Origin of the sequence: Pseudomonas sp. HMSC08G10 (assembly GCF_001808425.1) — a bacterium.
Taxonomy (GTDB): domain Bacteria; phylum Pseudomonadota; class Gammaproteobacteria; order Pseudomonadales; family Pseudomonadaceae; genus Aquipseudomonas; species Aquipseudomonas guariconensis.
Map to the genome: position 1 here is coordinate 34,522 of NZ_KV793329.1, position 22,676 is coordinate 57,197.

Here is a 22,676-nt window from a genome sequence, read left to right on the forward strand (position 1 = left end):
CACTCACCGTCCCGCCAGGGGCTGGGCCAGCAGTTGCATGCGCTGGGCGATGGCAACGGGCGGTGCGTCGGGCCGGATCTTGCTCCAGCGTTTGCCGGCCACGTCACCGGCGATCAACTGGGTAGAGTGCTGCTCGGGGCTGGGCAGGAACTGCCCGAGACGCCCCAGCACCAGGTCGACATTGGCTTTGTCCCCAGTCAGGAACAGCCAGTTCGGTCCATCCACCCCTTGTTTCTGGGCAAAGGCCTTAAGCGCCTCGGGGGTGTCGTTGAGCGGATCGCTGCTGATGGACACGAAGGTGACCTGCCCGGCCAGCTCAGGGCCCATGGCTTCACGAACCTCGCGCAGCTTGCGGGTGATCAGCGGGCAGGCGTCGTTGCAGTGGGTGAAGATGACGTTGAGCATCACCACCTTGTCCTTGAGCACATCGCTGTAGAAGCGCAGCTCACGCCCGTTCTGGTCCTTGAGCACGCTGTCGGTGAACCAGGTCTGCGCATCGCGGGTGCCGCCACCGCTGTTGATCGCTTGTGGCGCGGGCTGTGGCTGGGGCGCGCTCGGCGCATTCCCGTCATGGGCGCCGTCATGGGCCAAGGCCACCGAAGCGAGGATCCACAGGCAGCCGACCAGGGTCAGCCAATCCAGGCCCCGCATGCCGGCGCGGCGAATCGTCGAGCTGCTCATGGCTGCACCTCCTGGCTGTCCGGTCCGCCGGCGATGGCGGTGCTCTTGGCGTGCACCCGGCGAGCGCTAAGGCGGTTGATTTCGCTGATCAGCACGGCCGGATCGGTAAAGCCGTAGTAACGGGTCCAATGGCCGCTGCGCCCGTCACCGACCAGGATCAATGGCGGATGCTGGCTCAGGTCGGCACTGAAGCTGCCCAGGCCCTTGAGCGTCTCGGTGATGGCATAGGACGAGCCAGTCAACCAGCTCCACCCCGGGCCACGCTGGAACGCCTTGGCGTAGCCAAGCAGGCGCTTGGAATCATCGCGCTGGGGGTCGACGCTGATCGATACCAGCTGGATCTCCTCGCCCACACGTCCACCCAACTGCTGCTGGACCTTGGACATGATCGACGAGACCACCGGGCAGACCGTGGTGCAACGGGTGTAGATGAAGCCCATGACCACCAGGCGGTCGCCCACCAGGTCCTTCTCCAGGCGAACCGGCATGCCGTTCTGGTCGAGCAAAGACACGTCGGCAAAGCGCACGCTGGCCTTCTCCTGACGGGCTGCCGGCGGTTGTTCGGCATCGCCGCTGTGGTCATGCCCGGCGTGGGCCAGGGCGTGCTCGCCTCCGAGCAGCAGGCTCAGGGCAAGCAGATTGCAGGCGAGCTTGGCGTTCATCTCACACTCCTGGGTTCCACGTGGGAAGCGGTAGGTGCGGCGGCCGGCAGGACGCGCAGACTGGTGTAGTTCTCTTCGGCGAACTTGCGGCCCAAAGTCGGCGACTGCACGTGCAGGTACCAGGCGCCCGTCTCGGCCAGTTGCAGCGATCCTTGGTAAACACCATCCCCCATCTCTTGCAGCGGCAGGCTGCGCGGCATCGACGAAGGCGCCAGGAAGTAGCGCAGGCTCAGGTCACGCAGGCCCAGGCGCGGCTCACCGTCGTCCCCGAGGATGCGCACGCGGGCGATATAGGCAGTGTTTTGCAATGCAGGCTGCTCGTTACCCAGGAATTCGGCATGCACCCCTTTGCGCTTGACCGCGTCCGGCGCTGCCGAGACCTGGGTGCTGAAGCAGTGGATGATCTGCGGCTGGTTGAGCAGGAACGCCACGTCGAAGGTGCCTGCCGCCGGCAGTTTCACCGTCGAGCCGTACACCCCTGGGGCGATTTCGCGCAGGCTGCGGTCGACCACGATCGCCGCGCGGGCCTGGTGCCCACGGTTGTTGTAGCCCGACATCGGGGCGTTCATGCCTTCGGCGTAGAAGTACGTGGTGTTGTCCACCGGGTTGACCACGAACACCGAGTTGTCGTCGCGGGCCACGGTGAGCCCCTGTGCCAACGGCAAGTCGCCTGCCTGGCGTGGCGCGGCGGGGCCGGCCTCGAAGCCCTGGATGATCGGCTCACGCCCCGCTCCCAGGCTGGCCAGGTTGATCATGCTGACCTTCGGCGAGGCCAGGCCGCGCACGTAGGCATAGCCCTTGGTGAAGGTCAGCTGATACGGCTCGGCCGCGACCGGGAGGCGGTGAATCAATTGATCGTTGCTGGCGTCGATCACCAGGGCCTGGTTTTCCAGGGTGTTGAGCACGATGCCGTAGCGACCGTCCTCGCTGAAACGCATCGGTCCCAGGCCCTGCTCGGCCTTGACTGTGTTGCGCAGCTGGTGGCTGCGGGCGTCGATCACCCGCACCGTGCCTTCCTTGCCATCGGCCACGTACACCGCCTGGGACAGGGCCGAATAGGCCACCGACAGCGGATGGGGGCCCACCGGCAGGGTCTTGGCCAGGCGCATGTCGGCGATGTCTATGATGCTCAGGGTGCCGGCGTCGCGGTTGCTGACGAAGGCGTAGCGTGAGTCGCTGCTAAAGGCGATCTCGTGATGCCCGGAGCCGGTGGCGAAGGTCTTGAGCGTGGTGCGGCTGGGCACATCGATCACTGTCACCCCGCCCTTGGCCGGATCGTCGCTGTTGTTACCCACCCATAGCCGGCGTTGGTCCGGCTGCAAGGCCACCCGTAGCGGCCGCTCGCCCGCCTCCAGGGTGGCCACGCGGGTGAAGGTCTCGGTGTCGATCACCGCCACCTGGTTGCGCTCGGGCATGGACACGAACACCTGCCGGTCATCGCCGGTGGCCACCCAGTCCATCGGCCGGCCCGGCAGGTCGATACGCGCAAGCGTGCTAGTGACCCCGCCCACCGAGACGGTGGGGTCGATGACCGTGAGGCTGGCATCCTTGTTCAGCACCAGCAGGAAGTAGCTGTTCAGATCCAGCAAGGGCCGCGCGCCGATGCTGCTCTTGAGAAACAGCGCCACCCGCGCCTTGCAGCTGCTCTGGCGATCGCCGGGCGGCGCCGACTGGGCCGGGTCCAGCCAGGCGCCAGGGGCCATCCCCGAGAGCGGCTGGCCGCTGGTCTGGTCGCTGACCTTGAAGCGGATGTTGGCGAAGTTGCCCTCGCGCAGTTCGCCGCCATCGAGGGGGCGCGCCTCGAACTCCACGGTCACGCCGTCCCGGCTGAGCCGGTGCAGGCCCTGGGGATCGGCCTGCTCCTGCAGCAGCTCGCGCGGGTCGCACCACAGCTTGTCGTAGGCCAGCCCCAGGCCGATCAATGTCAACCCCACCATCAACCCCAGGTAGGCGGGACGAGTCTTCTTGTTCATGCGCGCTCCCCCTCTTCTCATTGTGCCGGGGCGGTGGCCGGCGGGGCTTCATTGGTGACCCGCAAAATCCCCCACAGCCCGGAAAGGTTGCCGTAGGCCCCGTAGTCGCGGAACAGGTAGTCGCCCGGCACGCCGTTGGCGCCGCCTGCGCTGGGCAGCATGAAGCTGAAGTGCGCGGCCGGCAGCACGCTTTCCTGGGCGCCGATGTACATCGCCATCGGGTTGTAGCCAAAGCGCACCGAGCCGATGCCAGGCAGCCCCATGGGATAGCCATTGACGTCGCTCTTCTCCGCCTGGTGAGCGTGCAGTGGCCACAGGTGCCCATCGAGCTGGTAGATCATGCCGCGGCTGCCACCGCTGGGCATGAGGATGTGGTTGCGCAGCGGCTGGCCGGGCTTGGCCCAGAGCACCGGGGTCTGCGGGTCGCCACCGACCAGATCGTTGCTGTAGGCCATATGGGCGTTGGGCACATCGCCAAAGCCCAAGCCGTCGGCACGGCCGAACGGCGAGTCAGGCGCCATGCCAAAGCGCAGCCACAAAGGCTCGGTCTTGTAGTTGACGGCCATGTTGCCGTTGTCCTGCGGGTCGCCCGCAGCGCCGTTGCCCTCGGTATTGATGCCCTCCACCGGCCGACCATCGGCCCAACGCATATTCAGCGAGCGCTGCCACACCGTGACGAAGTCGCGGTAGTCAGGCTGGCCACTGACCTTGACGGTGGCCTGGGCACGGCTGGCGGTGTCCTCGGTCCAGGTCGCGCCCTGGGGCAGGATGCTCATGGCACCGACCAGACCTTTCTGCGGCTGCTTGATCACATCCGCCGGGGTCAGGTTGAGGCCGCCAAACTCGATGGCCGTGGTATTGATGTTGTCCACCGTGCGCCCCAACTGCAGCACCGGCTTACCTTCGCGCTCCAGGTGCCCGGCATAGAACTGGTACACCTTGCTGGGGTAGGCGCCACTGGTGCCCACGCGTGGCGGTACGGTCTGCACCGGATTCAGGCCAACGTTGGTACCGTCGGACTTGGTGATGTCGTAGGCCAGCAACTGGGCGTGCAGGCCCACGTGGCTCGATGGCCGCATCTGGTTGTTGTTGAACGCGGTGGAGCCTTCGCTGTCGTTGCGGTCGCGCTTGACCACACCATGCATCACCGCGGTGCTGGCCAGATCCGGCATGACCATCGGCAGGCGGTTTTCCAGGGTAATGCTGATGCAGTCGCCGGAGTTGGCACGCAGCACCAGCGGCTCCACCGGTACGCCAGCCTTGAGCTTGCCGGTGGTCGGGTCCAGGTCGGCCTTGCGCACGTACAGGATCGCGGTCGGGTCATGCAGCGGTGCAGCATGGCCACCGATGGTGAAGGTCTCCCCATCTTCCGGATCGACCCCAGACACTAGTGGGATACTGGTCCGACGGCTGTTGAACACCAACGTGCCGCCGTTGGCCTTGAGCGGGCCACCGACATGCTGGCCGATGCCGGCCGGGTCGGCGATGCTGACCCCGTTGCGGTTCTCCAGGATGTCGTTGGCCAAAGCCGCAACCACTTCATAGCTGCGCTTGACCGTCGGCCGGCTGCCGATGCCATTGGCGTTGGCCGTAGTTTTCGGGCAGATGCCGTCGAACGCCACGGTGTTGCGCATAGCCACCGGTTGCGGGTTGTTCGGCAGCGCGAACAGGTCCGCGCGCTGGGCCGTGTAGTTGCGCATGAGGCCCCAGATGCCGTTCCAGTAACCCTCCAGCGCCGCATCGAGGGAGTACAGGTAGTCACCGTTGGTGGCGGCGGAACTGGAGATCATCGACACCGGCGCCATGAAGCCCAGTTGCTCGGAAATTCCGATCATTTGCGACGACTTCCAGCCCGAGTTGGAGCTGTTGCCGAAGCCAGAGCCGTTCTGCAGCCATTTCACGCCGTGCAGGGTGATGTTGTGCTCCTCCTCGTGACCACCGGCATGCATGCGCAGCCGCACGTTGTCACCCGAGTAAGTGCGCAGCATCGGGGTGAACGGGTCGCCCGGTTCGGTGCCCTGGTTGATGTGCGGTGGGAACAGCGTGGTGCCGCCGGTCGGGCCAACCGCCGAGGTGATCGCCGAGGGCGCCAGGTTCATCGCCGGGATGGCGCGGTCGGTGCGGCTTTGCATGGCGTAGGCCAGATCGCCGGCCATGCCGTCGGCCTGCATGCCGCGCTTGCCGTCCGGGCCGACCTTGTTCGGGTCGAACACGCGCAAGGCCAGTGGTTCGTTGCGGTAGTTGACGACGAACATGCCAGGGTCATCCACCGAGATCGCCTGCGGGCACGGACGGCTTGGGCAGCCTGGGGCCAGCCCGCCGCGCGACTCGACAATCGCTTCGAGCAGGTTGGAGGCCTTCTGCCGCACAGGCGGGTTGATGGCGTAGCGGAAGCTGTCAGCCGTGGCCGGATAGGCCTGGCCATCAGGCTTGCCGTCCGGGCCTGCCCCCACATACACGCCCGCTTCATAGGCATGCTGGAAGTCGCTGTACTCCAGGAAGAACTCGCGATAGCTGTCGTTCTTGCCGTCACCGTCGTGATCGCCGGTCTGGATCACCGCTTGCCACGAGGTCGGCCCACCATCCTGGCGTGTGGCCGGGTTGTACAGTTTTTCGCCCGTTTCGGCGTGGTACCAGGTTGAGCCGGCAGGCTCGGCCAGCACCGTGGCGTACAGGCCCAGTTGCTGGTGGGTCGATGGGCCAAGGTGGTCATGGGTGAAGATGGTGCCCAGGCCCCGGTCGACGTTGTGCACGTTGATCAAGGGGTCGGCGAACCAGCGCTGCATGGCAGTACGCGCGCCCAGCCAGTCGGCCCGACCAAAGCGCCCGAAGTACGGGTGCTGCTTGGCTTTCGGGCAGGCGTCGGTGCCGTCGCGCGGATCGCCCTCGGTGCAACCGTTGAAGCTGCGGATGGCCTGTATACGTTCGACCACACTGCCGGGCGAGAGGATGCCGTCTTCATAGTTCCAGCCGTTGGCCGAGCCGTCGGCAGCGGTCAGGTCCCACTTGGGCAGGTGGATGTGCTGACCGATCACGTCGGTCGGGGTGCGCACCTGGTAGTCGTCCATCTCGTAGAACGACGGGATCAGGTTGGTGTGCTGGTACATGGTGCAATCGAAGGTGTTCATGCGCATCACCAGCGGCTCCGGTGGGCGCTGCTTGGTGATCACCGGCCACGCGTCCTCCCACAGGGCGATGATGCGCGCCTGCGGGAAGTGGTAGCCGACCTTGTTGTACACCGCGTCGAACTGGATGTTGGCGCCCTTGTAGATGCGCGGACGGTCGGCGGTGAAGGTGGAACTGCCACGGAAGCTCATGGCGCCCAGACTTTCGCCGCTGGTGAACTCGCCCACACCTGAGGACTGGGTCAGGCGCTTGCCGCGGTCATCCATGCAAGGCTCGTAGTACGGCGCGCCGGCCGTGGGCAAGGCACCGTTGGTGCGGAAGTTGCGCGGTACCGGCGCGCTGCTGAGCATCAGCGCATAGCTGGGGTGCTCGGCCTTGGCATGGAACTGCATGGCGGTCTGTTCGACGTCGGTGCCTTCTTCCGGCAGGTAGATCGGCTTGGCCTTTTGCACCGACTTGGAGAAGTCCAGCTTGGTGGTGGTGATCTGGGCTTCGCCGCCTGCGGAGACGCCGTCCAGCGCATGGCGGCCCAGGCCACCGTTCCAGCCGTCGACCTGGTTGGGGTCGAGGTTAGCCCACAGGGCCTTGCCGCTGTCCTTGAGCTGACGGGCCAGGGCCGGGTCGAGCATGTCCAGCGGCGGGGTCGGCGGACGTTGGCCGACACTGCTCTCCATGCCCCCGATCCAGAACGGATAGCCGGGGTTTTTCAGGGTGCCATCGGCGTTGCGATTGCTCTCGCTGCGATCGACCAGGGCCAGGGAGCCCACGGCACGCGGCGCGTTGGTTTCCTGCGGATGATCGTCATCGCCCGCTTCAGGTTCGTCATCGTCGTCCTGCTCTGCCACGAGGGTCTCGGCCAGCTTCGGCACCACGGTGACCTTGCCTGGCATCGGCGCCATGGCCTTGCCGGGTAGCGGCACGATGGCCGGAATCGGCGTGCCGGCAATGATCTCGCCATCCGGCAGTGCCCGCGCGCCTACTGCCGGCTTGCCGCTGCGCAGGCCGAAAGGCACGGTATGGAAGCCATTTTCGCCTTCGCCGCTCACGGCCAGGCGGGTGCCCTCCTCGAATACATCGTGCACCCGCCACATAGCCCACATGCCTTGGGCGAAATGCGGATAGAAGTGGCAGTGATAGATAGCATCGCCTGCCACCCGGTTGCGGTTACCCGAGCCCCCGTTGGCGATTTCATAGGTATAGCCGCCACCGGCACCGATGCCTTGGGCATCGATGTAGTCGGAGTTGTCATCGTTGGGGTTGAACAGCCATTGGTGGCCGTGCAGGTGGAAGATGTGCTGCTCATGGCCATTGTGGGTATTGCGGAATTTGGTGAAGTCACCGATGTAGCTGTGGTGCACGTTGGCCGGCTCCGAGGGGTACAGGGCCATGGTGGCCTTGACCCCGACCGCATTGGCCGGCGGCGTCTCGCCGGGGCGGATGTGCTCCAGGCCAACGTTGGCCGGGACGTCCACCAAGGTGCCGACGTCGCCCACGGTGTGGGCACTGAGGAAGAATTCCTCGTAGGCGCAGGACAGGCAGTCATGCATCGGCCCCACGCCCAGGCGGTTGGCGATCACTTCGGCGCCCATGCCGCCGGAACCGTAGTTGATCATGAACGAATCACGGGTCGGCTCCAGCACATGCCCCATCACCGGGTCCGCCCAGTAACCGGGGAAGGCCTGGGTACCGGCCACTTCATCGGCGAACTGCGAGGCGAAGTCGCGGAAGGCTTCCAGCCGGTTGGGCAGCGCCGGGTTGCGCTTGCCGATGGACTCCAGCGGGTAGGTCGAGGGCGGGAAACTACCGTCCTGGTTGGGGCCCATGACGATGGCGTCGGTTTCGCTGCTGAGGATCTCGTTGCCATCGACCATGGCGATGATCGGCTTGCCCGCCTTGCCTTCGGCGATCCATGGCTCGACCTGCGGATAACGGGCGTTATAGTCGATCACCGGCTGGCCGGTGGCGGTACGGCCAGTGGTGGCCAGGCGCATTTCCTCTTCGGTCAGGGTGTTGCGGTAGGTTCGCCCATTCTTGGGAACCACTACCACCTGGCCGAACAGGCCGTTGGAGACGTTGCCCGCCGTGCCTTCGCCGCCGAAAGTGGCGCCCTTGCTGGTAGCGGCGAACGCGCCTTCACGCTCGGCATAGAGGGTGTAGCTGCGGGTGTTGCCCGGTGCCACCAGGAAGTTGCCGTTGCGGCCGGTGTTGGCGGCGATGTCGCTGATGCCGTTGACCGCCTGCATACCGTTGACCTGGAAGCCTACGAAGCGGTCGGTGACCTGCTCGTCGGCGACAAAGCCTTCGTTTTCGGCTTCGACTTCAAGCTCCGGCCCCTCCTCGCCCTCGACCTCATTCTCTTCGGGGTCGAAGCCATGTTTGTTGGGATTGGCCTGGTAGGCCAGCAGGTTGGTCAGGTTGACTGTCAGGCAGTCACCGGCCGCAACCCGCAACACGATCGGCCGCGGACGCTTGTCCGGCCGCAAGGTGACCTTGCCGGGAACCGCCGCCCCGCCGTTGCTCAGCGGCACCAGGTGTTCGTCCACCACGTCTTGGCGCAGGGCGAAGATCATTCCATTGGCATTCTGTGCCCCCAGGCGGTTGAACATCAGCGGCTGATCCAGTGCCACTACGTTGGCCACCAGCGTGCGCTGGCACTGCACCGCAGCCTCGCTCACCGCGCCCCACCCCAGCAGGGTCAGGGCCAGTGAAGTCAGGACGGAGCCTTTCGACGGGGTCATCATGCTGCACCTCCGGAAAACACAGACGTTCTGCGCAAAGCCGGAGCAAGTGCCATGCCATAAATTTTTTATCGTTTTTTCAAAGGCTTAAGCTGACATTCAAAACCGACTGGGGAGGATTCCCCAGCCGATTCCCCGATTCGGGGGTAATGCATCGAGATCGCATTGGAGCGAGCACCACACACTGCGCCAGGGCTAATCTCCCACAGAGGCTGCGCTGACCGGGTAGGAGCAGGTTCATCCGCGAATGGCGCACCGGCCTACCGATACCTCAACAGCCTTTCATCCTCGGCATCTCGATGCCGTGCTCGTGGACACGCCGGTACAGGGTCGCCCGCGAAATGCCCAGTGCCTTGGCCGCATCTGCCGGTTTCCAGCGATGCCGAATCAACGCATCGAGCAGCAACTGGCGCGCAGGGTCGCAGGTCGTCTCGGCAGCTGTCGCACCCACGCCGCGCACCGCTTCGGGCAGATCCTCGCGCCTCACCTGCCCGCCATCGCATACCGCACAGGCGTAGCGCAGCACCTGGCGCAACTGGCGCAGGTTGCCCGGCCAGTGATAGGTGAGCAGCGCTTCGAGCGCTGCGTCCGTCAGTGTCACATCGACGCCACAGGCCGCGGCTTCCTCGGCCAACAGTCGATGAATCAACCCCAACCGGTCGTGCCGCTCGCGCAGCGGTGGCAACTCGAAGCGGGCATTGGCCAGGCGGAAGTACAGGTCCTCGCGAAAACGCCCCTCTGCCACCATCGCCGCAAGATCCCGATGGGTGGCACAGATCACCTGCATGTCCACCCGCTGGCGACGTGCTGCGCCCAAAGGTGCCACTTCACCTTCGGCCAATACCCGCAACAGACGTGTCTGCAGGTTCAAAGGCATGTCGCCGATTTCGTCGAGAAACAGCGTACCGCCATCGGCCTGCTGCAAAAGGCCTTGCATGCCCTTGCTCGACGCGCCGGTAAAGGCCCCGGCCACATAACCGAACAGTTCGCTCTCGATGAGGTTTTCCGGGATCGCCGCGCAGTTGAGGGTGACGAAAGGCCCTTCACGGCGCAGGCTTTGCTGGTGCACCTGGCGGGCGAAGACTTCCTTGCCCACACCGGTCTCGCCTTGCACCAGCACGGCCAGGTTGCAGTCCTTCACCCGCGTGGCCAAGCGCAGGTGCTGTTCGATACGCGTATCCTGGGCCGGCTGCCCCACCGCTGGCCGGGCCCGGCGCTGGGGTGCACTCACCCGGCCATAGAGCCCGCCCCAGCCAGGCAGGCGCTGGGCGCACGCATCGCTGGCATCGCGCAGTTGGTCGAGGTCGAACAATTCACCGATATGCACCGGCAGCCGCCCAAGGCCCTCCAGCAGGCGCTGGCGGGCCAGGCTGTTGATCGCCTGCAGGCGACCATCGGCATCCCAGGCCAGCAAATAGTCCGGTTGGCTCTCCACGTAACCGGGGGTGCCGTGGGCACGCATCACCCAGTGGCCTTGGGCGTTGTGCATGAAGAACGCGTTTTCGATCTCGCGTGCGGTCTGCTCCACCAACTGGCGGATCAGGTGCTGGCTGCGCCGGTCGTCCGGTGACTGCAACGCAGACACATCCACCACGCCCAGCAACTCCCCCTGCGGATCGAACACCGGCGCGGCCGTGCAGGTGAGGCCGATGAACGCAGCGCGAAAGTGATCGCGCTTGTGCACCGTGATCGGCGCCTTGCTGGTCAACACCGCCGCCACCCCACAGGTGCCCTCTTCGCCTTCCGACCAGCACGTGCCCAAGTACAGCCCGGCCTTGCGGCACTCGTTGCGGATGGCCGACTCGACCCGATAGTCGATGGTGCGCCCTTGGGCGTCGGTGAGCAGTACACAGTAGTCGGCACCGCGCACCTGCGCGTGCAAGCGAGCCACAGCGTCGCTGGCAATGCGCAGGAACAGCTCGGCACGCTCACGGCACTCGTTGAGCACCGCCTGGGAGAGGATGCGCGGCCCCTGCAAGGATCCAGGATCAAGGCGGTACAGGTCCATGGAGCGGCGCCACGAGTCGAGGATCAGCGTCGGCACCGGCGCCTGGGGCAGGCGCTCGGCGTTCTTCAGCACCCGGCTGACGCAATCGACATGGGCTCGGGAGTTCGCGGCAAGCATTGGGCCTCCGGTTCTCATGTTCTTGTCGTTGTGCGGCCATTAAGCGCCTGCAAGCCGTGCCCGACAAGCGCGGCGTGATCATCGGCCGACCTGAGACGCTGCGTCTCAGCGTCTCACCTACATCCGGGCCTGGCTGGCACCTGGCGTCTCGTCCGGCACAGAGCCAATCGCGGCCCGAGAAACATGAAGACGCTCTGCCACAGGCCTTGCAGGCGAGCCAGGCCAACTTGGCACCGCGCTTGCTCAAGCCCTGGCAAACAAGAAACCGAGGTGCGCCATGACGCAACCTGCCCCGACCATCGGCATCATCGCCAACCCAGCCTCAGGCCGCGACCTGCGCCGCCTGACCGCCAACGCCGGGCTTTACTCGAGCACCGACAAAGCCTCAGCCATCCAGCGCCTGCTCGCCGCCTTCGGCGCCACCGGCATCGCCCAGGTGCTGCTGCCAACCGACATGACCGGCATCGCCGCCGCCGTACTCAAGGCCAGCGCCGGCCCGATCGCCCGCAGCCAACACTGGCCCGCCCTGGAAGTACTCGACCTGCCGCTCACCCAGACCGTGGCCGATACGCGCCTGGCCACCCGCCGCATGGTCGAGCGCGGCGTGGCGATGATCGCCGTGCTCGGCGGTGACGGCACTCACAAGGCGGTGGCCGCCGAGGCCGGTGACGTACCCCTGCTGACCTTGTCCACCGGCACCAACAATGCTTTCCCCGAGCTGCGCGAGGCCACCAGCGCGGGCCTGGCCGGAGGGCTGCAAGCCAGTGGACGAGTCCCGGCCGGAATCGGCCTGCGCCGCAACAAACGCCTGCTGGTGCACGTCCCCGAACAGGGCCTGTGCGAGTGGGCGCTGGTGGAGGTCGCCGTATCGCCCCAGCGCTTCATCGGCGCCCGCGCCCTGAGCCGCAGCGAAGACCTGGCCGAGGTGTTTGCCTGCTTCGCCGAACCCCACGCCATCGGCCTTTCGGCCCTGTGCGGATTATGGTGCCCAGTATCGCGCCAGGACCGGCATGGCGCCTGGGTGCACTTGGACGCCGACAGCGAACAGGCCCTGCTCGCGCCCCTGGCCCCTGGCCTGCTGCAAGCGTGCGGCATCAGCGCCTCCGGCCCGCTGGAGCCCGGCGTCGCTTACCCCTTGACCCTCGCCAGCGGCACCCTGGCGCTCGATGGCGAGCGCGAGATCGAATTCGCCCCCCACGACACCCCCACCGTGACCCTCGACGCTAACGGCCCCCTCACGGTCGATGTCGAGGCCGTGCTGGCCTACGCCGCCCGCCATCACCTGCTGGAGGTCCCTCGCGATCACCGGCACTTCGCTGCACACCCGTGTTGAGACAACCCTGGAGAACAACAAGATGTCCACTCACCTCAGTTCCGAACAATTGCTGCATGCCTATGAAGTGATGCGCACCATCCGCGCCTTCGAAGAACGCCTGCACGTGGAGTTCGCCACCGGCGAAATTCCTGGCTTCGTCCACCTCTACGCCGGCGAAGAGGCCTCCGCTGCCGGGGTCATGGCCCACCTGCGCGACAGCGACTGCATCGCCTCGACCCATCGCGGCCATGGCCATTGCATCGCCAAGGGCGTGGACGTGTACGGCATGATGGCCGAGATCTACGGCAAGAAGACCGGGGTCTGTGGCGGCAAGGGCGGCTCGATGCACATCGCCGACCTGGAAAAAGGCATGCTCGGCGCCAATGGTATCGTCGGTGCCGGCGCTCCACTGGTGGCTGGCGCTGCCCTGGCAGCCAAGATCAAGGGCCGCGATGACGTGTCGGTGGCCTTCTTCGGCGATGGCGCCTCCAATGAAGGGGCGGTGTTCGAGGCGATGAACCTGGCCTCGATCATGAACCTGCCCTGCATCTTCGTCGCCGAAAACAATGGCTACGCAGAGGCCACCGCGTCGACCTGGTCGGTGGCGTGCGATCACATTGCCGACCGCGCCGCCGGCTTCGGCATGCCCGGCGTGACCATCGATGGATTTGATTTCTTCGCCGTGTACGAGGCCGCGGGCGCGGCCATCGAGCGCGCCCGCGCAGGGCAAGGTCCGTCGCTGATCGAGGTCAAGCTCAGCCGCTACTACGGCCACTTCGAAGGCGACGCCCAGACCTACCGTGCCCCGGACGAGGTGAAGAACCTGCGCGAACAACGCGACTGCCTGCTGCAGTTTCGCAACAAGACCACCCACGCCGGCCTGCTCACCCACGACCAGCTCGATGCCATCGACGCCCGCGTCGAGGACTTGATCGAAGACGCCGTGCGCCGTGCCAAGTCCGATCCCAAGCCACAGCCCGCCGACCTGCTCACCGACGTCTACGTCGCCTACCCGTGAGCTGCGGATTACAAGAACAATAGGAGAACAACCATGGCAAGAAAGATCAGCTACCAGCAGGCCATCAACGAAGCGTTGGCCCAGGAAATGCGCCGCGACAGCACAGTGTTCATCATCGGCGAAGACGTGGCTGGCGGCGCCGGCGCGCCCGGTGAGGACGATGCCTGGGGCGGTGTGCTCGGCGTCACCAAGGGCCTCTACCACCAGTTTCCCGGCCGCGTGCTGGACGCGCCCTTGTCGGAAATTGGCTACGTGGGCGCTGCCGTCGGCGCCGCGACCCAGGGCCTGCGGCCAGTGTGCGAACTGATGTTCGTCGACTTCGCTGGCTGCTGCCTGGACCAGATCCTCAACCAAGCAGCGAAATTCCGCTACATGTTCGGCGGCAAGGCAGTCACCCCGCTGGTGATGCGCACCATGTACGGCGCGGGCCTGCGTGCCGCCGCCCAGCATTCGCAGATGCTCACTTCGTTGTGGACACACATCCCCGGTCTGAAGGTGGTCTGCCCGTCCTCGCCCTATGACGCCAAAGGCTTGTTGATCCAGGCGATCCGCGACAACGACCCGGTGATCTTCTGCGAGCACAAGTTGCTCTATGGCTTGCAGGGCGAGGTGCCCGAGGAGGTCTACAGCATCCCGTTCGGCGAGGCCAACTTCCTGCGTGACGGCGACGACGTGACCCTGGTGACCTACGGCCGCATGGTCCATGTGGCCATGGAAGCGGCCGCCAACCTGGCGCGTCAGGGCATCGACTGCGAAGTGCTGGACCTGCGCACGACCAGCCCGCTGGACGAAGACAGCATCCTTGAAAGCGTCGAGAAGACCGGTCGGCTGGTGGTGATCGACGAAGCCAACCCGCGTTGCTCCATGGCCACCGACATCAGTGCCCTGGTGGCGCAGAAGGCCTTCGGCGCCCTCACGGGCCCGATCGAGATGGTCACCGCGCCCCACACACCGGTGCCCTTCTCGGACGCACTCGAAGACCTGTACATACCGGACGCTGCGAAAATTGAAACCGCCGTGCGCAAGGTGATCGAAGCCACAAGGAGCGCCGCATGAGCCAGATCCATACCCTGACGATGCCCAAATGGGGGCTGTCGATGACCGAAGGCCGGGTCGACACCTGGCTCAAGCAGGAAGGCGACGCCATCAATAAAGGCGATGAAGTGCTGGACGTTGAGACCGACAAGATCAGCAGCAGCGTCGAGGCGCCGTTCAGCGGCGTGCTGCGCCGTGTCGTGGCAAGGCCTGACGAAACCCTGCCAGTGGGCGCCCTGCTGGCGGTGGTGGTTGAAGGCGAAGCCGACGAGGCACAGATCGACGCAGTGGTACAGCGCTTCCAGGCCGAGTTCGTCGCCGAGGGCAGTGCCGATCAAAGCCAGGGGCCGGTCCCGCAGAAGGCCGAGGTAGGCAATCGCTTGCTGCGTTGGTTCGAACTAGGCGAAGGCGGCACGCCGCTGGTGCTGGTACATGGTTTTGGCGGTGACCTCAACAACTGGCTGTTCAATCACCCGACCTTGGCCGGCGAGCGCCGCGTCATCGCCCTCGACCTGCCCGGCCACGGCGAATCGACCAAAGCCCTGCAACGGGGGGATCTGGATGAATTGAGCGAAGCGGTGTTGGCGTTGCTCGACCACCTGGACATTCCCCGCGCCCATTTCGTCGGCCATTCCATGGGCGGCGCCGTGAGCCTGAACCTCACCCGCCTGGCTCCCCAGCGGGTGGCGAGTCTAGGGCTGATCGCCAGCGCGGGCCTTGGCGAAGCGATCAATGGAGGCTACCTGCAAGCCTTCGTCGAGGCCGGCAGCCGCAATGCCCTCAAGCCCGCGATGAGCCAGCTGTTCGCCGACCCGGGCCTGGTGACCCGGCAGATGCTCGAGGACATGCTCAAGTTCAAGCGCCTGGAAGGCGTCGACAGCGCCTTGCGCCAATTGGCTTCGGCCATAGCCGACGGTAATCGGCAACGGCACGATCTGCGCAGCGTTCTGGGGCAGCATCCGGTGCTGGTTATCTGGGGCGCGGAGGACGCGATCATTCCGGCCACCCAGGCCCAGGGGCTGGATGCCGAGACGGTGGTGATTCCAGGAATGGGCCATATGGTGCAGATGGAGGCGGCCGAGCAGGTCAACCAGCGGTTGCTGGCGTTCCTGCGCCAACACTGAGGCCAGGGCCGCCCCGCAGCCCTTTCAACACCCGGGACGGCGGCGTGCTGGCGACGCCGCCGTGTCCGCGGCCCCTGGACGCAACACTGGGCTCACCCATACAGGGAGTGGTGAACGTGTCCAGAGCGTCTTTACTTGCAGGTAACTGCCCGCAGAACGGACGCACGCCTATGAAGATCGTGATCACCAGCATCCTGGTCGACGACCAAGCCAAGGCCCTTGCCTTCTACCACTATGTGCTGGGGTTCGAACCCAAGCATGACATTCCCATGGGTCAGCACCGCTGGCTGACCCTCACCTCGCCCAACGACCCCAACGGTGTGGAGTTGCTACTCGAACCCGATGCCCATCCCGCCGCCAAGACCTACAAGACCGCCCTCAAGCAGGATGGCATCCCGGCCACGTCTTTCGGGGTGCGCGATATCCAGGCCGAGTACACCCGTCTGTGCGCAGCCGGGGTGCGCTTCACCCAACCGCCGACCGCCATGGGCCCGGTGACCGTTGCCGTGTTCGACGACACCTGTGGCAACCTGATCCAGATCGCCCAACGTCACTGAGACGTGCCGGCCTCCAGGCGCAAGGTCGCCCGCAACCCATGGGGGGCAACGTTGCACAGCTGCACGCTGCCACCCAGGCGCTTGGCGATCATGCTGACGATCGACAACCCCAACCCTGCACCATTGGCGGAATCCTTGCTGTAGAAGCGTTCGAACACCCGCTCGAGGTCCGCTTCGTCGATTCCGGGCCCTTCATCCTCCACGCAGAGCAGTACCTGTTCTTCGACCTGCGCCAGCGACACGCGGATCCGGCCGCCAGGCGGGGAATGGTTCACCGCATTGGTCAACAGGTTCTGCAGAGCGATGGCCAAGGCGCTGGCATCGGTTGCCAGGTGATAGTCACCGGGGGCGATGTCCAGCGAAGGCTCCTGGCCCTGCTCGAGAATCCATGGCGTCAGCTCGGCCAGATGCTCGGTCACAAGTTCCTCCAGGTCGATCACCTCCCGGTTGTGCTGCGCCAGGCGCGGTTCCAACCGTGCCAGGGTCAGCAATTGGTTGACCACCCGGCCAAGCCTATCGACACCTGCAATTAAAAAGCCCAAGGCCTTTTGCCGTTCCTCCTCGGTGGTGGCGGTCTGGGCGTTCTGCGCATGCAGGCGCAGGATCGCCAAGGGCGTACGCATTTCGTGGGCGGCATCGGCGATGAAGCGGTGCTCGCGGCGCAGCAACTGCTCGATCTGAGCCAGCAGCCGGTTGATGGCCGCCTGCATCGGCTCAAGCTCGCGCGGCAACGGCACCAGTTGCAGCGGCGCCAGGGACTCGGCGTGCCGCCCGCGGATGACCTGGGCCATGTTCTGCAGCGGCATCAGGCCGCGACCGATGGCCAACCATACCAACAGCGCCAGTGCCAGGCTGCCCAACAGAAACGGCAGGAGGGTGTGGCGTACGATCCGCCCGACCAGGTCGGCGCGCACATCGCTACGCTCCCCCACCCATATGATCCAGTGCTGGTCGGGCACCGGCAGGACAAAACTGCGCCACTGCCGTCCATCCACCACCACATCGGAAAACCCTGGCGTGGCCGGCGGCGTGACGAATGCGGGCGCGCTCGGTGTACGCACCAGCAACGGGCCATCGTCGCGCCAGACCTGAAACGCAAGCTTGCTCTCGTAGGGGTGCCCGACCCCGCGTCGCCCGGCCTTGCCCAAGGCAACGTCCAAGGCTTGATAGAGGTCTTCGCGGTGCTGCTCGTGCAGTGGCAGGCTCAACACGCCCTGCAGCAGCCGGGCGTTCTGCGCCAGATGGGCGTCATAGACCTCGGCAATCTCGTGGCGGCTGTCGTGATAGTTGTACAGGGCCAGCAAAGCACTGCCGAGCACCAGCACCAGCATGACCCGCCATAAGGTGCGTCGACGCAGCGAACTCATGGCTTGCCTTCCACCAGGTAGCCGATGCCACGCACGGTACGGATCAGCCCGTTGAACAGCTTTTTGCGTAGGTGATAGATGTGCACTTCCAGGGTATTGCTCTCCGGTTCTTCGCCCCAGCCATACAGCAGCTGGGTCAAGCGCTCGCGGGTGAACACCTTGCCCGGCTGGGCCAGCAACTCGTGCAGCAGCCGGTACTCGTTGGGCGTGAGCACCACCGGTTGGCCGTTGTAACTGACCTGCTGAGTCGCCGGGTCCAGCGCGACCCCGGCATGTTCGATCACCAGCCGGGCCCGGCCGGCACTGCGGCGCAACAAGGCGCGCAGACGGGCCTTGAGTTCGTTGAGATCGAACGGCTTGATCAGGTAGTCGTCGGCGCCGGCGTCCAGCCCTGCGATCCGGTCTTCGGTGGCGTCACGCGCCGTGAGGATCAACACCGGCACCGCATTGCCGTCCAAGCGCACACGCCGAAGCAGTTCGACGCCATCCAGGCGCGGCAACCCCAGATCCAGCACCACCAGGTCAAAAGGCTCATGGCGCAGGGCGTGCAGCGCGTTGATGCCGTCCTGCAACCAGTCGAGCGTATAGCCCTCCTGGCGCAGGCCATCGCAAATCCCCTCCCCCAATGCCCTGTCATCCTCCACCAGCAGCAGCCGCATGTTCAGTCCTGTTTGTCTTGGATGCTCTTGAGTAAAGCATCGATTTCCTGACGCCGGCCCTGGTCCGCCAGCTCCCGTCCGGGTCGGGCCGGTGCCTGACGTGCCTTGAGCAAGGCCTCTCTGGCCTGGGCATAGTGGCCTTCGCGCACCAGATGGTCGGCCCAAAAGTAATTGCTGTCGATACCTTCGGGATTGAGCGCCAGTGCCTTGCGCAGCATCGCCTCGGCCTTGTCGCTGTCACCGAACCCGATGGGCCAGCCCGGCACCTGGTCGTACAACGCCCCTAGGCTGGTATAGGCCGAGCCCTGGAGGGCGGCCGGGTCCATGGCGATGGCCTTTTCCAGACTGGCGCGGGCAGCCTTGACCTTGCCCAGCGCCCCCAGACCGCCCGTGGCGCCAGCCCAACTGCTGTTGACGATGCCGTCCCAGATCAGCGCCTCAGGCGAGCTTGGGTATTGGCGCACGAACGCACCGCTGTCAGCGGCGAGTTTTTCCAGCGCATCGGCGCGCTGGGCCTTGGGCAGCGTGTACTGGATCTGCGCCCAGCGCTGCTGGACATCCGTCAAACGCTGGGTGCCCACCTGGTCCAGGGCCCAGGTGAAGGGGGCGACGGCCAGCAGGCCGGCGAGGATCAGGTATCTCATTTGTTCGACTCCTTGCTGTTGGCATCGCTGTAGCGGCGGATCAACGGCAACTGCTTGCGCAGCGCCCGGTCGACTATGCCGGGCAGCATGCCGTTGAGGCGCACGAAGAGTTTTTCCGGCCAGCCCAGGTACAGCTCGCTACGCTCGGCCTGCACGGCGTCGAGTACGGCCTTGGCGACGTCGCCTGGGTCATCCATCCCGACCTTGAGCGCTTTGTTCAAGGCCGTGGCGGCGCTGCTGTTCATGCTGGTGCGGGTCGCCCGGGGTGCGGCGTACAGCACGTTCACCGAGGTGTCGGCAAGCTCGCGCCGCAAGGCTTCGGAGAACCCGCGCAGGGCAAACTTGCTGGCACTGTAGGTGGCATAGCCGGGGTAGCCTATCGAGCCGTAGATGGAGCCGACGTTCACCACCAATGCCCGGGGTTGCTCGCGCAGCAGTGGCAGCATCCCGCAGGTCAGCTGCAGGGTGGCCTTGATGTTGAGGTCGATCAGGTCGTCCAGGGCTGCCTCGTCGAGTTGCTCGAACAGCGCGAAACGATTGACGCCGGCGGCATTGATCAGCAGATTGGCCCCGCCGTGGGCGCGTGCCGCAGCGATCACGGCCTGGCGCCCTGCAGGGCTGCGCAGATCGGCCGATTGCCAATGCAACTGCTGGGGGTAGCGGTTCATCAACCCCGCCAGCGGGCCCATGTGCCGGCTGACCGCCAGCACCCTGGCTCCGGCCGCGCACAGCTGGCTCGCCAGCTCAAGGCCAATGCCACCGCTGGCCCCGGTCAGTACCGCCGAGCATTCAGACAGACGCATGGCGCACCTCTTGCCCGGTGGCACGCGGCAGGCCCTGGAACATCTCGGTGTACAGCCGGTACACCACTTGGGCGGCGTGGATCACCGCCTCTTGGTCTTCGGGTTGGTCCAGACGATCCATCAGGCCGCGGTAGGTGACCATGTGGTCCTGGTCCAGCGCGCCGTGGGAACTGAGGTAGCTGAAAGCCTTGTCCGGCAGACCAAGGCTGCTCTGGATGGTGCCTGCGGCCTGGGTGGCCAGGGCAATGCTGGTGCCTTCGAGCACGTTGACCATGCCGAACAGCCCCACCGGGTTGCCGCGGGCGATGGTGTCATAGAGAAACGCCACCATCAGTTCGATCGGCAGCGCCGGGCGGCTGTTGCGCACTTGGTCGGGGTCACCGCCGCAGGCCGCGATGTCATCGAGGATCCAACGCTCGTGGCCGTATTCTTCATCGATGTATTCGCACACCGCACCGCGCAGCCATTCCAGGCGCACGGGCAGTCGTGCACCGCAGGCCATCATCAGCGGCACGGTATGGCGCACGTGGTGATAGGCCTGGGTCAGGAAAGCCACGTAACCCTCCAGACTGACGGTGCCGGCGAGTGCATCGCGAATGACAGGCACGCTGAACAGGGCGCCGCGTTCCTGGGTGGTTCGTGCTTGGAGGGTTTCAAAGAAGGACATGACAGGCCTCATGAGTCAGCAATCGCGGATAACAAGCCGTGGTAGCGCTGCAGGATCTGGTCCCGGCGCGGACGGCCATTGGTGGTCAGGGTGGCACTGGCGGCGCTGAAGGGTTCGGGCAGGCGTCGCCAGGCGTGTACACGGGCGTAGTCCGGCAGGCCGGCATTGCACTGGGCCACGGCCTGCTCGATCAGCGGGTCCCCGATGTTCGGGTCCAGTGGCCAGAGCAGCGCCACGTTGCGGGCCAAGCCCTCGCCATGGACGAAGGCTTGGAGTATCACCCCGCCCTGGGTCAGCTCCGCCTCGACCCATTCAGGGTTGACGTTGCGCCCAAAACTGGTGATGAACTGGTTCTTCTTGCGTCCTGCGAGGTACAGGTAGCCATCGCCGTCGAAGTGGCCGATATCGCCCGTGGGCCACCACTGCCCGGTGAAGGGCGGCTCGCCCAGGTAGCCCAGCAGAGTCGAGCCGGCCACCAGCACTTCGCCGTCCTCGGCGATACGCACCTGCACATGGGGCAAGGGGCGCCCGACACTCCCAGGTCGCTGTGCCCCCGGACGGTTCAGACAGACCACCGATGCGCATTCAGACAGCCCGTAGCCCTCGAACACCGGCAGGCCCACCGCCTCGGCGCGCGCCAACAGACTTTGCGCCACGCGTGCCCCGCCCACGGCGACGAAACGCAGCGGGCCGACCTGGGTCCAGCCACGCTCGATGGCGCTCACCAGCCCCAGCAGCAGCTGCGGTACCAGGATCAAGCTTTCGGCACCGCTCAAGGCGATGCTGCCCAGCAAGCGCTTCCAGTCGATCTGGCCTGCGCCCCGCATGCCCAGGTGTGCCTGCGGAAAAACCATGACACGGGCGCCGGCCAGCAAGGCCGCGTACAGGCCGAGGTTTTCCAGCAGCACACCCAAGGGCAGCACCGCCAGGTACGTGCTCGGCGCCGACGGCCGACTGGCCGCCTCCAGTTCACGGGCCACCCGCAGCATCGCGTCGCCCCCCAGGCACACGCCCTTGGGAGCCCCTGTGCTGCCGGAGGTGTAGGTGATCTTGAGGGTGCCCGCCGGCAGGGCGTTGGCCACCTGCACCTGGCGGGACCAGACGCCCTCTTTCTCATTGAAGCCTGCCGCCTGCAGCGTCGGTGCAAGGTCAGGCTCGGCCAGCATCAGGGTCACCCCGCTGTCGTCGAGGCTGTGACGGACCTGCGCCGGCGTGAAGAACGGCGGCACGATCACGCACGGGCGTTCGGCCAGTAGCGCCGCCAGGTCCCAGAACATTGCCTCAGGGCCGTTGTCCAGGGCCAGGGCGAAGGTACCTGGCGGCTGAGCACGCAACCACGCCTCGCGCTGCTGGACCTCGCTCAACAACTGGCCATAGTCATAACGGCCTACCACCCCTTGCAGCGCGACCAGCGCCGGGCGCTGACGGGCATGCAGGTTCAGCACCTCGCGAAACACCTGCAACTCATGCGGCATGACCGGACTCCTGTAACGCCGCAGGCAACCCCAGGCGCTGGAACACGCCCGCGCGCATCAGCGCGTCATGGCCCAGGCCGATGTTGCCGGCGAACACGTGGGGGTGCTGGTTGTAGTAACTGCCCCAATGATCGCGCTCACCATTGAGCCGGTCCGGGTCGGCGTCGGCCAGCAAGGTCGGCACCAAGCCCAGCCGGTGAAAGCTGTTGACCAGCGTCGAGGCGCCGGTGAAGGCGACCCACTCCAGCCCTCGCGCAGCCAGCAGCCAGGTCACGACGATGATCATGATGCGGGCACTGCCGGCGCTGAGCGCTGCAAGATTGCCCACCTCGACCACCTGTTGCCGGTTGACGTGTGCACCGGCCAGGCGCGAGGCCGCCTGCTCCACGGGCTCGTCCAGGTAGCGTTCGAGAAACAGCGGCCCGTCCCCGGCCAGGCGCATGCCTGCAGCGGCGATCAGGCGGCCATGGCTGTCGCTCAGCCCGAGCAGCTCAGGCAGGTAGTGATGGACATCGGCGTGGTGGATCGATGCAAAACGCTGATGGATGAAGTGTTCGATCGAGTTGCGATCTGGCTCGCCTGCAAGGCTCAGGGTCAGGTGCGCCATACCGCGCTCGGCATGAGTACCGATGGCCAGCGGGAACAAGGCACGCCAATGTGCGTCGGTCATGGAAATCCCCCCAGGGGACGTTTCGTTGGGGGGAGTA

At 65.8% G+C, this 22,676-nt stretch carries 17 protein-coding genes; 5 read left to right on the forward strand and 12 right to left on the reverse strand.

Annotation, left to right across the window (positions count from 1 at the left end; translation table 11 throughout):
- Positions 1 to 3: 3 nt before the first annotated feature.
- The 5 genes from HMPREF3173_RS19815 to HMPREF3173_RS19835 all read right to left on the reverse strand — a co-directional run bounded on the left by HMPREF3173_RS19815 (position 4) and on the right by HMPREF3173_RS19835 (position 11,305).
- A complete protein-coding gene (locus HMPREF3173_RS19815; RefSeq protein WP_070575901.1) occupies positions 4 to 681 on the reverse strand; it encodes an SCO family protein in 678 nt (225 codons plus the stop codon).
- Entirely contained in the window at positions 678 to 1,343 is a 666-nt protein-coding gene (locus HMPREF3173_RS19820; protein ID WP_070575904.1) for an SCO family protein, read from the reverse strand. The genes HMPREF3173_RS19815 and HMPREF3173_RS19820 overlap by 4 nt, the downstream gene beginning before the upstream one ends.
- Complete coding sequence (locus HMPREF3173_RS19825; RefSeq protein WP_070575907.1) at positions 1,340 to 3,316, reverse strand: cytochrome D1 domain-containing protein; 1,977 nt, start codon at positions 3,314 to 3,316, stop codon at positions 1,340 to 1,342. The genes HMPREF3173_RS19820 and HMPREF3173_RS19825 overlap by 4 nt, the downstream gene beginning before the upstream one ends.
- 17 nt (positions 3,317 to 3,333) lie before the next feature.
- The gene (mnxG, locus tag HMPREF3173_RS19830; protein WP_070575910.1) at positions 3,334 to 9,183 is read right to left on the reverse strand and encodes a manganese-oxidizing multicopper oxidase MnxG; all 5,850 of its coding nucleotides are present in this window, start codon (positions 9,181 to 9,183) and stop codon (positions 3,334 to 3,336) included.
- A 268-nt stretch (positions 9,184 to 9,451) separates the two neighbouring features.
- On the reverse strand, positions 9,452 to 11,305 hold the full coding sequence (locus tag HMPREF3173_RS19835) for a sigma-54-dependent Fis family transcriptional regulator (protein ID WP_070575914.1): 1,854 nt from the start codon (positions 11,303 to 11,305) through the stop codon (positions 9,452 to 9,454).
- 277 nt (positions 11,306 to 11,582) lie between these two features.
- Here HMPREF3173_RS19835 and HMPREF3173_RS19840 point away from each other — a divergent pair, with 277 nt between their 5' ends.
- The 5 genes from HMPREF3173_RS19840 (at position 11,583) to HMPREF3173_RS19860 (ending at position 16,354) form a co-directional block, all read left to right on the forward strand.
- On the forward strand, positions 11,583 to 12,638 hold the full coding sequence (locus HMPREF3173_RS19840; RefSeq protein WP_070575917.1) for an ATP-NAD kinase family protein: 1,056 nt from the start codon (positions 11,583 to 11,585) through the stop codon (positions 12,636 to 12,638).
- Between the two features lie 22 nt (positions 12,639 to 12,660).
- Positions 12,661 to 13,638 carry a thiamine pyrophosphate-dependent dehydrogenase E1 component subunit alpha gene (locus tag HMPREF3173_RS19845; RefSeq protein ID WP_043215900.1) on the forward strand — a complete coding sequence of 326 codons (978 nt, stop codon included), beginning with the start codon at positions 12,661 to 12,663 and terminating at the stop codon, positions 13,636 to 13,638.
- A 33-nt stretch (positions 13,639 to 13,671) separates the two neighbouring features.
- Complete coding sequence (locus tag HMPREF3173_RS19850; RefSeq protein ID WP_070575921.1) at positions 13,672 to 14,694, forward strand: alpha-ketoacid dehydrogenase subunit beta; 1,023 nt, start codon at positions 13,672 to 13,674, stop codon at positions 14,692 to 14,694.
- A complete protein-coding gene (locus HMPREF3173_RS19855) occupies positions 14,691 to 15,797 on the forward strand; it encodes an acetoin dehydrogenase dihydrolipoyllysine-residue acetyltransferase subunit (protein ID WP_070575924.1) in 1,107 nt (368 codons plus the stop codon). Before HMPREF3173_RS19850 ends, HMPREF3173_RS19855 begins: the two co-directional genes overlap by 4 nt.
- A gap of 170 nt (positions 15,798 to 15,967) precedes the next feature.
- A complete protein-coding gene (locus HMPREF3173_RS19860; protein ID WP_043215929.1) occupies positions 15,968 to 16,354 on the forward strand; it encodes a VOC family protein in 387 nt (128 codons plus the stop codon).
- Here the strand turns inward: HMPREF3173_RS19860 and HMPREF3173_RS19865 are convergent.
- The 7 genes from HMPREF3173_RS19865 to HMPREF3173_RS19895 are packed head-to-tail and all read right to left on the reverse strand — an operon-like array spanning position 16,348 to position 22,639.
- Positions 16,348 to 17,721: a sensor histidine kinase gene (locus HMPREF3173_RS19865; protein WP_070575927.1), complete on the reverse strand. Its 1,374-nt coding sequence runs from the start codon at positions 17,719 to 17,721 to the stop codon at positions 16,348 to 16,350. The genes HMPREF3173_RS19860 and HMPREF3173_RS19865 overlap by 7 nt on opposite strands.
- Entirely contained in the window at positions 17,718 to 18,380 is a 663-nt protein-coding gene (locus tag HMPREF3173_RS19870) for a response regulator (protein WP_043214027.1), read from the reverse strand. Before HMPREF3173_RS19870 ends, HMPREF3173_RS19865 begins: the two co-directional genes overlap by 4 nt.
- A 2-nt stretch (positions 18,381 to 18,382) precedes the next feature.
- Positions 18,383 to 19,024, reverse strand: a complete 642-nt coding sequence (locus tag HMPREF3173_RS19875) for a tetratricopeptide repeat protein (protein WP_070575930.1) — start codon at positions 19,022 to 19,024, stop codon at positions 18,383 to 18,385.
- Positions 19,021 to 19,827 carry an SDR family oxidoreductase gene (locus HMPREF3173_RS19880; protein WP_070575933.1) on the reverse strand — a complete coding sequence of 269 codons (807 nt, stop codon included), beginning with the start codon at positions 19,825 to 19,827 and terminating at the stop codon, positions 19,021 to 19,023. The genes HMPREF3173_RS19875 and HMPREF3173_RS19880 overlap by 4 nt, the downstream gene beginning before the upstream one ends.
- A complete protein-coding gene (locus HMPREF3173_RS19885; RefSeq protein ID WP_043214033.1) occupies positions 19,814 to 20,494 on the reverse strand; it encodes an iron-containing redox enzyme family protein in 681 nt (226 codons plus the stop codon). The genes HMPREF3173_RS19880 and HMPREF3173_RS19885 overlap by 14 nt, the downstream gene beginning before the upstream one ends.
- An 8-nt stretch (positions 20,495 to 20,502) precedes the next feature.
- The gene (locus HMPREF3173_RS19890) at positions 20,503 to 21,969 is read right to left on the reverse strand and encodes an AMP-binding protein (protein ID WP_070575936.1); all 1,467 of its coding nucleotides are present in this window, start codon (positions 21,967 to 21,969) and stop codon (positions 20,503 to 20,505) included.
- On the reverse strand, positions 21,959 to 22,639 hold the full coding sequence (locus HMPREF3173_RS19895; protein WP_070575939.1) for a thermostable hemolysin: 681 nt from the start codon (positions 22,637 to 22,639) through the stop codon (positions 21,959 to 21,961). The genes HMPREF3173_RS19890 and HMPREF3173_RS19895 overlap by 11 nt, the downstream gene beginning before the upstream one ends.
- Positions 22,640 to 22,676 lie beyond the last annotated feature (37 nt).

Bases quoted from the DNA above. Each gene is read 5' to 3' on its own strand.
- HMPREF3173_RS19895 (WP_070575939.1), bottom strand. From the start codon at position 22,639: ATGACCGACGCACATTGGCGTGCCTTGTTCCCGCTGGCCATCGGTACT.
- HMPREF3173_RS19865 (WP_070575927.1), bottom strand. From the start codon at position 17,721: ATGAGTTCGCTGCGTCGACGCACCTTATGGCGGGTCATGCTGGTGCTG.
- HMPREF3173_RS19835 (WP_070575914.1), bottom strand. From the start codon at position 11,305: ATGCTTGCCGCGAACTCCCGAGCCCATGTCGATTGCGTCAGCCGGGTG.
- HMPREF3173_RS19815 (WP_070575901.1), bottom strand. From the start codon at position 681: ATGAGCAGCTCGACGATTCGCCGCGCCGGCATGCGGGGCCTGGATTGG.
- HMPREF3173_RS19885 (WP_043214033.1), bottom strand. From the start codon at position 20,494: ATGTCCTTCTTTGAAACCCTCCAAGCACGAACCACCCAGGAACGCGGC.
- HMPREF3173_RS19875 (WP_070575930.1), bottom strand. From the start codon at position 19,024: ATGAGATACCTGATCCTCGCCGGCCTGCTGGCCGTCGCCCCCTTCACC.
- HMPREF3173_RS19845 (WP_043215900.1), top strand. From the start codon at position 12,661: ATGTCCACTCACCTCAGTTCCGAACAATTGCTGCATGCCTATGAAGTG.
- HMPREF3173_RS19855 (WP_070575924.1), top strand. From the start codon at position 14,691: ATGAGCCAGATCCATACCCTGACGATGCCCAAATGGGGGCTGTCGATG.
- mnxG (WP_070575910.1), bottom strand. From the start codon at position 9,183: ATGATGACCCCGTCGAAAGGCTCCGTCCTGACTTCACTGGCCCTGACC.
- HMPREF3173_RS19870 (WP_043214027.1), bottom strand. From the start codon at position 18,380: ATGCGGCTGCTGCTGGTGGAGGATGACAGGGCATTGGGGGAGGGGATT.
- HMPREF3173_RS19820 (WP_070575904.1), bottom strand. From the start codon at position 1,343: ATGAACGCCAAGCTCGCCTGCAATCTGCTTGCCCTGAGCCTGCTGCTC.
- HMPREF3173_RS19880 (WP_070575933.1), bottom strand. From the start codon at position 19,827: ATGCGTCTGTCTGAATGCTCGGCGGTACTGACCGGGGCCAGCGGTGGC.
- HMPREF3173_RS19860 (WP_043215929.1), top strand. From the start codon at position 15,968: ATGAAGATCGTGATCACCAGCATCCTGGTCGACGACCAAGCCAAGGCC.
- HMPREF3173_RS19890 (WP_070575936.1), bottom strand. From the start codon at position 21,969: ATGCCGCATGAGTTGCAGGTGTTTCGCGAGGTGCTGAACCTGCATGCC.
- HMPREF3173_RS19825 (WP_070575907.1), bottom strand. From the start codon at position 3,316: ATGAACAAGAAGACTCGTCCCGCCTACCTGGGGTTGATGGTGGGGTTG.
- HMPREF3173_RS19850 (WP_070575921.1), top strand. From the start codon at position 13,672: ATGGCAAGAAAGATCAGCTACCAGCAGGCCATCAACGAAGCGTTGGCC.
- HMPREF3173_RS19840 (WP_070575917.1), top strand. From the start codon at position 11,583: ATGACGCAACCTGCCCCGACCATCGGCATCATCGCCAACCCAGCCTCA.